Source organism: Yoonia sp. R2-816 (assembly GCF_046762905.1).
Taxonomy (GTDB): domain Bacteria; phylum Pseudomonadota; class Alphaproteobacteria; order Rhodobacterales; family Rhodobacteraceae; genus Yoonia.
Genome location: NZ_JBKQXN010000311.1, coordinates 545,026 through 558,347 on the forward strand (window position 1 = coordinate 545,026; position 13,322 = coordinate 558,347).

The window sequence follows — 13,322 nt, forward strand, 5'->3', positions numbered from 1 at the left end:
TCACTCCGGTCTTTGGCGCCAAAGCGTCTTGACCAACTCGGGCACGATGATCAGCGGCAAGGCAAGCAGAGCGATCATTATCCAGTGTGCGGCGTCCAACGGAACCGTATGAAGGAGAACCTGCAATGGTGCCCAGTAGACCGCCACAACCTGCGCGCCGATGGTGACGAACAGCGCCGCGATCAAGGTCCGGTTGGACAGCCAGCCTATCTGCCAGCAGGGTGATCGCAGCGACCGAAAGGCAAAGACGCTGGCCTTCTCAAAAATGACCATCGCGGTGAAAGCGGCCGTGCGCGCCAGATCGACATCCACGGGTACCAATTGCCAGAACACCCACAATGCGGCCCCACCGGTATAGCATCCAAAGGTTATGATAAGTGCGATGCCGCCCCAGCCGAGGATGGGGCTGTTCATGGGGCGTGGCGGTTCTTTCATCTGGCCCGGTTCCGATTTTTCCAGCCCGAGTGCCACCGCAGTGACACCATCGGTGACGAGGTTCATCCACAGGATTTGTGTCGCCAAAAAGATCAAAGGACCGCCAATGACAATGTTTGCAAAGATGGCGACAACTTCGCCAGCATTGGATGACAGAAGGTAGCGTACGAATTTCCGAATATTATCAAATTGGCGACGCCCTTCGCGGACAGCGGCCACAATAGTAGCAAAATTATCATCCAATAGGACAAGATCCGCCGCGTCCCGGGCGACATCGGTGCCGCGTATACCCATGGCGACGCCAATATCGGCTTGTTTCAGCGCCGGGGCATCATTCACGCCATCGCCGGTCATGGCGATGACCTGCCCATCGGCCTGCAAGGCTGCCACGATCCGCATCTTGTCAGCCGGGCGGGTCCGCGCAAAAAGGATGGGTTGGGAAAGCGTTGTGCGCAACTCCTCATCCGATAATGCCGCAAGTGCGTCGCCGGTTATGGCCTGCTCCACGTTCAGGTTCAGCTGCGACGCGATCGCTTTCGCCGTGACCGGGCTGTCGCCCGTGATCATGATGATCCTGATGCCAGCCGATTTTGCGGCAGCGACGGCAGCCACCACTTCAGGTCGAGGGGGATCAATGATGCCAACGAGCCCTAGAAATGTAAGGTTTTTTTCGACGAGGCTGCTACTTTGGTTTTTGCGGTTGGCCAGTGCGATAACGCGAAACCCTTTGGCTGCCATCGCTTCATATGCGCGGATGACTTCGCCGCTCCGCGTTTCGTCCAAAGCCACAACACCGTTTTCGCTGATAATCTCGGAACAGATCGCCAGCACCTGCTCTGGCGCGCCTTTGGTGTAGATAACACCATCTGCCATGACGCTCATGCGCTTGCGGTCACTACTGAACGGGATTTCGTCTGTTATCTCAGCGCCTGGATCACACCAGCCCTTGTAGCCAAGCGTGAGAAGCGCGCCTTCTGTGGGGTCGCCTGTCATCACCCACTCATGGCCATCGCGCCTGAGCTGGGCATGAGAGCACACCATTCCAGTGCGCAAGAGCGTCATGAGAACGGTATCGTCAGCCGCGCGCGCTTTCACGCCATTTCGGGTGATATGGCCTGAGGGATCGTAGCCCGTTCCCGTGACCGTGTACTGCGCCACTGGTGTCCAGATTTCTGTCGCGGTCATCTTGTTTTCGGTCAGAGTGCCGGTTTTGTCCGTGCAAATCACTGATGCAGCGCCAAGGGTTTCAATGGCCTGCAGGCGACGGGTCAATGCCTGTTGACGCACCATTGCTGCAGCACCAAGGGCCAGCGTGATAGTGACGACAGCTGGCAAGCCTTCGGGCACCATTGCAACCGAAAGCGACAAGGCGGTCATCAACATCTCTACCGTGTCGCGCCCAACGACCAGACCAATTGAAAGGATCGCCGCTGCGACCCCGATTGCCGCTATACCAAGTTGTGTTGCCAGTGTTCCCAATTGCTTCTGCAGATGGGTTTGCTTTTGCCCCAATGATCCGGTCAGTTCGGCGATTTCGCCGAAAGCCGTATGGGTGCCGGTTGCAAAAACCCGCGCCCGTGCGCGGCCCGCCACCACTGATGTCCCAGTCATCAGATCATCGCTCTTGGCTTTATCAACTGGCGCAGACTCACCGGTCAGAATGCTTTCATCCATGCGCAACGCGACCGCATCGATGGTTTTGGCATCTGCGGGCACACGATCGCCCGGATTCAGTACGATCAGATCGTCCGGCACCAGATCGCGGGCGGGTATACGCATTTCGCGTCCGTCGCGGATCACAAGAGCCTGCGGTGATAGCATACTTCGCAAAGTCTCAAGCGCGGTTTCCGCACGCCATTCCTGCACAAACCCCAGGGCGGCGTTCAGAATCACGACAAGGCCGATCGCGATGGTGTCCACAACCTCGCCCAGGAAGAACGCGATGCCACCGGCGGCCATTAAGATCAGAACCAGAAAGCTGCTAAACTGCCGTAACAGAATGCGTAGCGGTGATATCTGGTCCGGTTTGGGCAGTTCGTTCCAACCGTGTTGTTGGCGCGCTGCCGCTGCCTGTTCTGACGTAAGACCCTGTTGTTGGCTGCGCGTTATCTGCATGTCGCCATTTGGGCGTTTGGGCAGGATAGTGCGTTGATCAAGATCAATACCGTGCCGGTAGAAGACCACTAAAATTGGTGAGTCGCATGACGCAAGAGGAGAGAGCTATGCCGAAGAAAGCGGAAAGTGCCAAAACCGAACAGCCAAAAGAAATGTCTGCCCCATCTGATCAGAATACTGGACTTGACCCATTGTCATGGATGGGCACCGCATGGATTGAGGCGATGTCTGATCTGGGCAGTGAACTGGCGAGTTTTGTTGCCGAACGTATCCGGGAGGATGTGAAGACGCAGCATGAAATTCTACATTGCAAATCAGTGGCAGAAATGCAGGCCATCCAAGCTGCGTTTATGGAGCGTGCGTATGTGCAATACACGGTTGAAACCGGCAAGCTGATCGAGAAAAGCACATCGCTGTTTCCAAATTTGTCGCAGCAGACCAAACACACACCGGTCTGATCGGTCTAAGCCCGTCGCGGTGTGATGCCCCATGTTTGGCGAGGGTTGCCTGCCGTCCCCTGGGAGAGCTGTTATTGCTTTGGCCGGATGTTACTGACTGTTCAAAGGTGACATCATTCTTGCTCCGTGACTTTATGAAGTGTTGCAGCAAAATCGGCAAAAATCCTTTGTTCTTCCGTCGTCATTTCGCGGTCATTTGCGATGGCGGCTGTGACGGCTAGCGGGTGGCCCAGTTCCTGTTCTACCAAGGCATAAGCCTTTTCCGGTGGTGAATGGTCACCGTATGTCAGCAAAAGCCCAAGAGTTGCTGGCAAGTGCTGAACCTGCTGAAAATAGCTTCGCAATGGTGCCGCCGGGTACGATGTCCATATCGGGCCGCGAATCACCAGCGCATCATAGCGTTTCAGCTCGGGCAGGGGGTGCGCCAGACTTGGCTTTGCCAGTCGCAGACTATCCAGCCCGGCCCGCAGATAGCTCAGAAAAGGAGTGCGATACCGGGTCGTTTTCAACTGATGCAGATCAGTATCCAGAATATCTGCCAGCAATTCTGCAGCACGTCGCGAATGGCCGCTCTTCGAATAGTAAACAATGGCGGTTTTGGTGTCGGGTTTGCTCATCTTTACCTGCCACGACTGAATACCTGAATTTTGGCGATGTGGTCGTGGCCGTGATTGAGATATGTCAATGCGCTACGGGACGCTGGTGTTAGGGGTACAGTACATGCTCAATTCTTGAAAGGAGACGACCATGACCGCGAATGTGGGAACGGTGGATCGTGGCCTGCGGGTGATCCTCGGTATCGCGCTGATTGTCGCACCGTTGCTGAACTTCTTGGGACTTGGGGCGAGCGCTGTCGTCGCATACATCCTGATGGCAATCGGGGCCATCCTGATCCTCACCGGCCTTTTTTCGTTCTGCCCACTCTACCGGGTGCTGAACATCAGGACGAAAAAGGCGTAATCCAGGGTGGAGATCACGCGCATCACTGACGCCTATGCTGTGACCGGGCAATTGAACGCGGCGAAGGTAACCCAGGCTCACAGTCTTGGCTTTAGAAGCATCATCTGCAATCGGCCAGACGGTGAAGACATCAGCCAACCGCTGTTCGAGGCGATTGCTGCGGCGGCGGATGCCACAGGGCTAAGCGCGCGTTATGTCCCTATTGCGCCAGTCGGTCCGTCGCAGGATGATGTGCAGGCCTTTATGAAGGCATATGATGAATTGCCGAAACCGGTTCTGGCCTATTGCCATAAAGGTGGCCGAAGCAAGGCGGTGTTTGAACAAGCCTTTGCTGAGTAGTTTTTTGTGCTTCTCCACCCGATCACCTCTGCTCGTAATGTATCACCTGCCTTGCGTGCTCCGGGCGAAAGACGACATTAAATTCGTGTGGCGTGCGCTTGTCACTGTTGGGATGATAGAGGATACTTCGAGAGTTCCAGCCGAAGTGTCCGGCACCTGCATCATGGTGGAGCATTGATGACGAAGGCTCCCAAGATCACCCTTACAGATGGAATCCTCCGGTTGCAGGGTGATCTGTTGATCAGCACCATCGAAGCAGTCAACTGGTCCACGCCCCAAAGCCATGACGCGAAGGCGATTGATCTTGGCGCCGTGGGTCGACTGGATACGGCGGGCGCCTGGGCGGTGGTTTCGCTGGAAAGAAAACTCGGACTGACCGGGCAAACGATAGGTGCGTCTGAACCCCAGGATGGGCTTCTTCGTACTGTTCGCGACCATATGCCAGGCCTGGCACATCCGGGCGCTGGTCAAACCGGCATCATAGATGAGCTTGAGGCGGTAGGCCGCCGCGCAACATCGGCTTTTGGCGCCACAATTAGCATTATTGGTTTCATGGGACAGGTGGTCGCCACACTGGCGAGCCTGATTTTACATCCGGCGCGCATAAGATGGACATCGCTGGTCCATCACATGCAGCAGGTCGGATTGAACGCGGTTCCTATCGTCTTTCTGATGTCGTTTCTTATTGGTGTGGTGCTGGCTTTCCAGGGCGCGACGCAGTTGCGACAGTTCGGGGCAGAGGTCTTTGTCGTAGACCTCATTGCGATCTCGATATTGCGCGAACTCGGGATTTTGTTGACTGCTATCATTGTCGCAGGCAGGTCCGGCTCGGCCTTCACGGCCGCTATCGGCTCTATGAAAATGCGGGAAGAAATCGACGCGCTGCGCACGCTTGGCCTCGATCCTGTGGAAATTCTTGTTGTACCAAGGGTTTTGGCGCTGATCCTCATGTTGCCGGTTCTTGGTATCATCGCGAATATGGCGGGGCTTATCGGGGGCGCGCTGATGTCCTGGATCGAACTTGGCGTTTCACCCGGCGTATTCCAGTCGCGCTTGGCCAGCAACACCGGCGTCTGGCATTTTGGCGTTGGTATGATCAAGGCCCCTTTCTTTGCCCTGATCATCGGCATCGTCGGATGTTTTCAAGGGATGCAGGTCAAGGGCAATGTGGAGTCTTTGGGAAGCCTGACATCAGCCTCGGTCGTGCTGTCGATCTTTCTGGTCATCGCGGCGGACGCCTTGTTTTCGATCTTCTTTTCGATCGTGGGGGTCTGATGACGGCCGCGCCGATTATCAGTGTCAGAGGGTTGGTGACCCGGTTCGGGAAGAACACAGTGCACGATGAGCTGGACCTTGATGTCTGGCGGGGTGAAATCATCGGGGTCGTGGGCGGATCAGGCACCGGGAAATCGGTATTGCTGCGCGCCATTGTTGGCCTGTTGAAACCTGCAGCGGGCCAGATCACTGTATTTGGCGAGGATGTCAGGAACACGTCAGTCGCGGACTACCGTCGTTTGCGTCGCCGTTGGGGCGTGATGTTCCAAGGAGGCGCCTTGTTTTCGTCCCTCAATGTCCAGCAAAATGTCGAGGCGCCGATGCGTGAGCAACTTGACCTGTCGCCCGAAACCCGCGCTGCACTGGCTGCGATCAAGGTCAAGATGGTGGGGTTGCCCGAGAACGCGTTAACCCAGATGCCTTCGGAGTTGTCAGGCGGCATGCGCAAACGGGCGGGTTTTGCCCGTGCGATCGCTCTTGATCCTGAAATTGTATTCCTCGATGAACCGACGGCGGGATTGGACCCGATCGGGGCTGCCGCATTTGACGCGCTGATCGCGCAGCTCCAATCCGCGCTCGGGCTGACTGTCTTTCTGGTGACCCATGACCTCGACAGTTTGCATGCCATCTGTGACCGTGTCGCGGTGCTTGCCGAGCGTAGGGTCCTTGCAACCGGCACGATGAAGGATATGCAGGAGATAGACCACCCTTGGGTGCAGGCCTATTTCAAAGGTCCACGCGCACGCGCCGCCCTTGTGCAAAAGGATACCGCTTGATGGAAACGCGGGCACATTTTGTCCTGATTGGGCTTTTCACGCTGCTGGGGATCCTTGGCGGCCTGGGCTTTTTCATCTGGCTGGCCAGTGTCCAGATTGATCGTCAACTCACACAATATGGGGTCCTTTTCGAAAATGTTGCCGGGCTCGATCAATCTGCCGACGTTCTGTTCAACGGCGTTGGCGTTGGACGGGTCGTGGGCATTCGTATCTGGGAAAACGACCCCAGTCTCGTGTATGTCGGCATCGAAATCGACGCCGATACGCCCGTGGCCGTCGACACGATGGCACAGCTTGAATCGTCTGGTGTAACCGGCGTCGCCTACATCGCCTTATCAGGCGGCGCACCCGGTGCTGCGCTTTTGACTGCATCGGCCGAGGGGCCGCCAATCATTGCGTCACGGCGGTCTTCGTTCCAATCACTGGTCAGTAGCGCACCCGATATTCTTGAGGATGCAGCTTTGTTGATGGAACAGTTACAGGCCATCACAGGACCGGAAAATCAGGAATATGTACAAAATATTCTTCAAAACGTCGATGCAGCCACAGCCAACCTGGACGCGGCCCTCCAAGACTTCTCGGAAGTCTCGCGCACGATAGAAGAAGCAACGTCGCAGATCAGAGTCTTTACCGATAAGCTCGACGAAATTGGGGACACGGCGCAATCCACGCTTGAACAGGCCGACGACACATTGGCCACAATCACGGAAACCTTTGATCTTGCAAGTGAGCAACTTGATGCCTTGGCGCCAGCAATCGCCAATGCAGAGGCGGCGTTTTCAGCAATGGACGTGTTGATCAAGGATGGCCTGTCGCCATTATCGGACACGCTTGATCAGACCCTTACCAGCGCCGATCAGGCGTTTCTGCGTGCCGATGGTCTGATGGAGACCGATCTTGGTCCCGCTTTGTCTGATGCGCGAGAGGCGATGACCGCGTTTAACGATTCACTCGCTACGATTACACCCGAGATACCTGCCATTGTCGCAGATCTGCGTGCCGTCGTGAGTGAAGCAAGGGCAGGGATCGCTGCGGCAAGCCCGGGGCTGCGCGATTTTGGCCGGCTTGGTGGTGAGGCGCGCGCGCTGGTCCAAAATATCAGCGATCTGGTGCGCCGCATAAACCGTGATCCGGCCCGCTTTCTGCTGGATGACCGCGTTCCCGACTATCGGAGATAGATAATGAACAAACTGCTCCTGACGCGCCGATCCTTTGTATTAGGTGCTGTTTCATTGCCCGGTTGCACGGCGCTCAATACGCTCAATCAGGCCGCCCAACCACGGGATACTTTTGATTTGAACCCTGTCGAACTTGAAGGCGGACGGCGTGGCACCCGAAGCTTACTGGTTCTTGTACCCACTGCCCCGGCGACAATCGCAACCGATCGGATACTGATCAAACCAACACCAATCTCAGTGGCCTACCTGCCCGATGCCCGCTGGGCCGATGAGGTTCCGCTGCTGGTCCAGTCATTGCTGATAAGGTCACTGTCCTTCAGCGGACAGTTCGGCTTCGTCGGGCCACAAGCGGCAGGCCCCGTCCCTGATTTCGTTGTTCTGACCCGGATCGACCAGTTTGGCGTGGACGCGCTTCCAGATGGCAGCTTCAAAGCAGTAGTCCAAATGAACATCACCGTTTTACGCGATAGGGATCAGCGTGTGATTGGAACACGCCGTTTCCAAGGCTCTGCATTGCCCAGTAACGATCTGGCAGTCCCGGTCGTCCAGGCATTTCAGCAGATCCTGGACGCACTGCTACCCGACGCCGTGCGGTGGATCGGGGCGCGGGCCTGAATGCGTGCCAGAACGAAGAATGACCAAGTACTAATCACGAAAGTCGACTGTCCACATCTCTGCGCCACGGTTCCCAACCTACCAGTAAGAGCGAATGGATATTGCTTTACTGCGACGCAGTGAGTTGAGAGCATTTTGACATGCTCTCAACCTTCAGATCATCAGCTTTGGTTGTTGGTGAACCACGCAATATCGGTTGATGTGAGTCCTGATGTCGGTTGCGCTTAAAGCCGTAAGTATTGCCGAAGTGCAGAACGTGTGCCGTGTTCCCATATGTGTGTGAGCCAGTTTGCGAATTCTGAGGCGAAGCGCTGATTTTGGCCGAGATCGCCGTAGATGTTTCGCTGCTGAAACCAGATTTCCGGATTGTGTTGCGCCGCGCGGGCCGCACGACATAGATCGTCCCATATCGGATCGTTGGCCGCGACGACAGAGCCGTCTTCGCGGGTTCCCTCGCACATCCTTGCCCAAATCGCTTGGGACAAGGCCAGTCCTTCGATGTGCCCATTGGCTGCCAAAGCATCGCGAATGACGGGGATGACGAAACCCGTGTGCCGGGACGACCCGTCGAATGCCACGCGACGCACCGTGTCGAGGATTTCGGGGTTGGAAAAACGGCGCTCGACCAGCTTTGCATAATCCGCTGGTGTCATCCCGGGGACCGAGGCCACATGCGGGGCAATTTCCGACCCGACCACCTTGTGGAAATAGGCCCGGATTAACGGATGTTCCATGCATTCGGAGATTGTCGCGATCGACAACACCTCTGCCGGGTTTGCGATCAACTGATGCCCGCCATTCAGAATGCGGATTTTCATCGACTCGTACGCGTGGACATCAGATGTGAAGGTTGCGCCAACCTTGTCCCAATCAGGGCGTCCTGCGCAGAATGCATCTTCCATCACCCACTGGCGGAAATTCTCATGGGTCACGGGGCTCGCATCTTCCATGCCGAACGTCCTCGCCAGTTCCAGTTCTTTCGGGCCGGTCGCCGGGACGATACAATCGACCATCGCATTGGGAAAGGTGCAGTGCGTGTCGATCCAATGGGCGAGATCGGGGTCCGACAGCCGCGCCAGCGACACAACAGTCTGGCGCAGGATTTCCCCGTTGCCTTGCAGATTGTCGCAGCTTTGCAGGGTGAACGGGCCGATGCCTTTGGCGCGCCTGTGCTTCAGCGCAGCCACGATGGCGCCGAAGGCTGTGCGCGGTGCATCGGGGTTCGCGGTATCATGCTGGATATCCACATGGCCCGCATCAAACCCCTTGGTGACGGGATCCATATAATACCCACCTTCGGTGACGGTCAGCGACACGATCCGAATGGCAGGATCAGCCATTTGTGCGATCAGGGCGGCGTTGTCTGCTTCGACAGGGACAAAGCCGATCATGACGCCGGTGACTTCGGCAGAGCGGCCATTCGGGTCCAGCTCTATCAAGGTGGTCAGGTAATCCTGCGCGGCCAGCCGGTCGCGCTGTACCGCATCACCGGGCCGCACCCCTGCGCCGATGATGCCCCAATCCAGCGCTTCGCCCTGCTGCATCAAGCGATGCAGGTACCATGCCTGATGGGCGCGATGGAAATTACCAAGGCCGATATGCACGATCCCCGGTGTGATCGCAGACCGGTCATAGGTCGGCCGATCTACATGCTGCGGCAGTTGCGAAAGGGTTGCATTCGACAGCTTCACGTCAGCTCATCCAATTGCCGCCATCGACGTTGAGCGTCTGGGCAGTGATATAGCGCGCCTCGTCCGAGGCAAGAAAGACGCAGGGATCTGCCACATCGCGCGGGTCGCCCATGCGGCCAAGTGGAACGGCTTCGCCGACCTCGCGCTTTTTCTGGCCTTGCGGCTTATTTTCGTATTCCGCGAATTGTGCATCAACAATATCCCACATGGGCGTGTCGATCACGCCGGGCGCGATGGCGTTGACCCGGATATTGGCGCCTGCCAGTTCCAGCGCGAGACTTTGCGTGACCGAGATGACCGCAGCCTTGGTCGAACAGTAGACGGTAATATTCGGCTCTCCGCGTCGCCCGGCCTGGCTGGCAAAGTTGATGATTGCGCCGCCGCCGCGTTTCTTCATGCTTGGCACGACCGCCTGTATCGCAAAGATGGTGCCAGCCACATTCACATCATACTGGCGGCGAAAGTCGTCAGGCGTAATCCTGTCGATGGACGCCATGTTGAAGATGCCCGCGTTGTTCACAAGGATGTCGATCCCGCCCCATGTCTCGGCCACGCTCGCAACGCCACCAGAGATGGACGACAGATCGGTGACATCCATTGCGACAGACATGCCACCGATGGCTGTTGCGGTCGCATTCGCGTCATCTTGCAGCAGATCGGCCACAGCGACCTTTGCGCCCGCGTTCGCGTAAGCCTCGCAAACCGCACGGCCGATACCGCGCGCACCGCCGGTCACAAGCGCCACCTTTCCGTCCAGGCGTTTCATGCGATGCGCAATCCCTCTGCATCAAATTTGTGAATTTGGGTCGCATCGGGTGTCAGATAGACGGTGTCGCCGTGTTTTACGGCAACATCACCGCCGGCCCGCACAGTCATCGGGTCACAGCCGGGAACGCCGTGGATATGGATAAATGTATCGGATCCAAGACGCTCTGCCACACCAACGGTGCCTTCCCAATGGCCTGCGGTTGTGGACACTTCAATATGTTCGGGGCGAATGCCAATCGTATGTGCATTGTGACTGGCCGCCTCTGGCCCTTCGATAAAGTTCATTCTGGGTGAGCCGATGAACCCTGCTACAAAGATGTTACGCGGGTTGCGATACAGCTCCAAGGGGCTGCCAACCTGTTCGATCACACCGGCCTGAAGGACGACGATCTTGTCGGCCATCGTCATCGCCTCCACCTGGTCGTGGGTGACGTAGATCATGGTCGTGTCGAGTTTCTTGTGGAGTTCGCTGATCTCCATGCGCATGCCGACACGCAGGGCCGCGTCCAGGTTAGAAAGCGGTTCGTCGAACAGGAACGCCGACGGCTCGCGCACAATCGCGCGGCCGATTGCGACCCGCTGCCGCTGTCCGCCAGACAACTGCCCCGGCCGCCGGTCCAGATAGTCGGTGAGGTTCAGGACCGAGGCCGCACCTTCGACACGCTTGTCGATTTCCGCCTGATCCATTTTCGCCATCCGCAGCGGGAAGGCGATGTTCTTGCGCACCGTCATATGCGGATAAAGCGCGTAGGATTGGAACACCATGGCCAGACCGCGCTTGGCCGGGACAAGGGCGGTCGCGTCCGTGCCGTCGATCTCGATATGGCCGGTTGTGATATCCTCAAGCCCGGCAATCAACCGCAGCAGCGTGGATTTACCGCAGCCGGAGGGACCGACAAAGACGGTGAATTCGCCGTCTTCAATGGTCAGGTCCAGCGGCGGGATGACCTGTACGTCGCCAAAGCTTTTGGTGACCTGTTTCAGTTGGATTTGTCCCATCAGTCAGGTTCCTTATTTCACCGCGCCAAAGGTCAGGCCGCGGACAAGTTGTTTCTGGCTGAACCAGCCAAGGATGAGGATCGGTGCAATCGCCATGGTCGAGGCAGCACTGAGTTTTGCAAAGAACAGACCCTCGGGGCTGGAGTAGCTGGCGATGAAGGCCGTCAGCGGTGCCGCATCAACAGCCGTAAGATTCAGCGTCCAGAAGGCTTCGTTCCAGGCGAGAATGAAGTTCAACAGCATGGTCGACGCGATGCCAGGGATCGCCATGGGGGTGAGGATATAAAGCACCTCTTCTCTCAGCGTGGCGCCATCCATCCGCGCGGCCTCAAGGATTTCAACCGGAATTTCGCGGAAATAGGTGTAAAGCATCCAGATGATGATCGGCAGATTGATCAGCATCATCACAATGACCAGACCCGCCCGGCTGTCGAGCAGACCCATCTGGATGAATAGCAGGTAGATCGGGTACAGCACACCGACGGCTGGCAGCATCTTGGTCGACAGCATCCAAAGCAGAATGTCCTTTGTCCGCCGCGATGGCACAAAGGCCATGGACCAGGCGGCAGGCACTGCGACGATCAGACCAAGGATGGTCGAACCACCCGCAATGATGATCGAGTTCCACAGGAAGCGTGCATAGTTGGACCGCTCCATCACCACGCCGTAGTTTTCCAGCGTCCAGTCGAAGTTGAATAAAATCGGCGGGCTTGCGATGGCCTGTGCTTCGGATTTGAAGCTGGTCAGGATTGTCCAGAGGATCGGGAAGAAGATCAGCAAACCAACGGCCCAGGCGGCGCCTGTATTGATCAGCTTACGGCGGGGTGTAACAGCACGTGCCATGATCAGTTATCCAGATTCTTGCCGACGATCCGCATCAGGAAGATCGCAACAATGTTTGCAAGGATGATGGCGTAGACACCACCGGCGGAGCCGAGACCGACATTCTGGCTTTCCAGCACCCGCTGGAAGATCAGGTAAGACAGTGTGCGGGTCCCGAAGGCGCCGCCCGTGGTCACGAAAATCTCAGCGAAGATGGCCAGCAGAAAAATCGTCTGGATCAGGATCACGATGGTGATCGCTCGGCCCAGATGCGGCAGAATGATATAATAGAATTGCTTCAGCTTTGGCGCGCCATCCATTTCGGCAGCTTCCAGCTGTTCGCTGTCCAGCGACTGGATCGCGGTCAGCAGGATCAGTGTGGCAAAGGGCAGCCACTGCCAGCTGACGATCATGATGATCGAGGGCATGGCGGCATCTGATAGCCAACTGACTGGTTCGGCGCCGAAAAAGCGCCAGAGATGGGCGAAAAGCCCGTTCACCGGATCCATAAACATGTTCTTCCAGACCAGCGCAGAGACGGTCGGCATCACAAAGAAGGGGGCGATGACAAGGATGCGTACAACACCTTGGCCCCACATCGGTTGGTCCAGAAGCATGGCGAGCAGCACACCAAGAACAACGGTGATGATCAACACGCCGACCACGATGATCAGTGTGGTCTGCACCGCAGGCCAGAACGCGCTGGAGGTAACGAACCGAACGTAGTTATCAAAGCCCGTCCAACCCTGGTCACCGCCGCGCAGCGGCAGATAGGTCCGGAAGGAAAACCACAATGTCATGATCAGTGGAACCAACATCCACCCGAGGAGCAGAACGACGGCGGGTGCCATCATCAGTCGGGCGGCGGATCGCGACGCTTTGGTAGCCATT

14 protein-coding genes are annotated in these 13,322 nt (G+C 57.1%); 7 read left to right on the forward strand and 7 right to left on the reverse strand.

Features of this window, described 5'->3' with window-relative positions; all coding sequences use genetic code 11:
• On the reverse strand, positions 1–2,550 hold the full coding sequence (locus ACFWW2_RS20540) for a cation-translocating P-type ATPase (protein WP_393931272.1): 2,550 nt from the start codon (positions 2,548–2,550) through the stop codon (positions 1–3).
• Positions 2,551–2,636: 86 nt separating this feature from the next.
• On the opposite strand from ACFWW2_RS20540, the gene ACFWW2_RS20545 reads away from it, so the two are divergent.
• Entirely contained in the window at positions 2,637–3,008 is a 372-nt protein-coding gene (locus ACFWW2_RS20545; RefSeq protein WP_393931274.1) for a phasin family protein, read from the forward strand.
• Between the two features lie 113 nt (positions 3,009–3,121).
• Here the strand turns inward: ACFWW2_RS20545 and ACFWW2_RS20550 are convergent, their stop codons facing one another.
• On the reverse strand, positions 3,122–3,625 hold the full coding sequence (locus ACFWW2_RS20550; protein WP_393931275.1) for a hypothetical protein: 504 nt from the start codon (positions 3,623–3,625) through the stop codon (positions 3,122–3,124).
• 130 nt (positions 3,626–3,755) lie between these two features.
• On the opposite strand from ACFWW2_RS20550, the gene ACFWW2_RS20555 reads away from it, so the two are divergent.
• The 6 genes from ACFWW2_RS20555 (at position 3,756) to ACFWW2_RS20580 (ending at position 8,151) form a co-directional block, all read left to right on the forward strand.
• Positions 3,756–3,968: a DUF2892 domain-containing protein gene (locus ACFWW2_RS20555; protein ID WP_393931277.1), complete on the forward strand. Its 213-nt coding sequence runs from the start codon at positions 3,756–3,758 to the stop codon at positions 3,966–3,968.
• A 6-nt stretch (positions 3,969–3,974) separates the two neighbouring features.
• Positions 3,975–4,307, forward strand: coding sequence for a TIGR01244 family sulfur transferase (locus ACFWW2_RS20560; RefSeq protein WP_393931279.1), 333 nt, complete (start codon positions 3,975–3,977; stop codon positions 4,305–4,307).
• A gap of 177 nt (positions 4,308–4,484) precedes the next feature.
• Positions 4,485–5,582: an ABC transporter permease gene (locus ACFWW2_RS20565; protein WP_393931281.1), complete on the forward strand. Its 1,098-nt coding sequence runs from the start codon at positions 4,485–4,487 to the stop codon at positions 5,580–5,582.
• Entirely contained in the window at positions 5,582–6,358 is a 777-nt protein-coding gene (locus ACFWW2_RS20570) for an ABC transporter ATP-binding protein (protein WP_393931283.1), read from the forward strand. Before ACFWW2_RS20565 ends, ACFWW2_RS20570 begins: the two co-directional genes overlap by 1 nt.
• Positions 6,358–7,536 carry an MlaD family protein gene (locus tag ACFWW2_RS20575; RefSeq protein WP_393931285.1) on the forward strand — a complete coding sequence of 393 codons (1,179 nt, stop codon included), beginning with the start codon at positions 6,358–6,360 and terminating at the stop codon, positions 7,534–7,536. The genes ACFWW2_RS20570 and ACFWW2_RS20575 overlap by 1 nt, the downstream gene beginning before the upstream one ends.
• Before the next feature lie 3 nt (positions 7,537–7,539).
• Positions 7,540–8,151 (forward strand): ABC-type transport auxiliary lipoprotein family protein, encoded by a 612-nt coding sequence (locus tag ACFWW2_RS20580; protein WP_393931287.1) that lies wholly within the window; start codon positions 7,540–7,542, stop codon positions 8,149–8,151.
• Between the two features lie 224 nt (positions 8,152–8,375).
• Here the strand turns inward: ACFWW2_RS20580 and ACFWW2_RS20585 are convergent, their stop codons facing one another.
• From ACFWW2_RS20585 to ACFWW2_RS20605, 5 genes are read right to left on the reverse strand one after another with little or no spacing between them, the layout of a single operon-like run.
• Positions 8,376–9,842 carry a mannitol dehydrogenase family protein gene (locus ACFWW2_RS20585; protein WP_393931289.1) on the reverse strand — a complete coding sequence of 489 codons (1,467 nt, stop codon included), beginning with the start codon at positions 9,840–9,842 and terminating at the stop codon, positions 8,376–8,378.
• Position 9,843: 1 nt separating this feature from the next.
• Complete coding sequence (locus ACFWW2_RS20590) at positions 9,844–10,608, reverse strand: L-iditol 2-dehydrogenase (RefSeq protein WP_393931291.1); 765 nt, start codon at positions 10,606–10,608, stop codon at positions 9,844–9,846.
• Positions 10,605–11,609, reverse strand: coding sequence for an ABC transporter ATP-binding protein (locus ACFWW2_RS20595; RefSeq protein WP_393931293.1), 1,005 nt, complete (start codon positions 11,607–11,609; stop codon positions 10,605–10,607). The genes ACFWW2_RS20590 and ACFWW2_RS20595 overlap by 4 nt, the downstream gene beginning before the upstream one ends.
• 12 nt (positions 11,610–11,621) lie before the next feature.
• Positions 11,622–12,452 (reverse strand): carbohydrate ABC transporter permease, encoded by an 831-nt coding sequence (locus tag ACFWW2_RS20600; protein ID WP_393931295.1) that lies wholly within the window; start codon positions 12,450–12,452, stop codon positions 11,622–11,624.
• A 2-nt stretch (positions 12,453–12,454) separates the two neighbouring features.
• Positions 12,455–13,321 carry a carbohydrate ABC transporter permease gene (locus ACFWW2_RS20605; protein ID WP_393931298.1) on the reverse strand — a complete coding sequence of 289 codons (867 nt, stop codon included), beginning with the start codon at positions 13,319–13,321 and terminating at the stop codon, positions 12,455–12,457.
• Position 13,322: the final 1 nt, after the last annotated feature.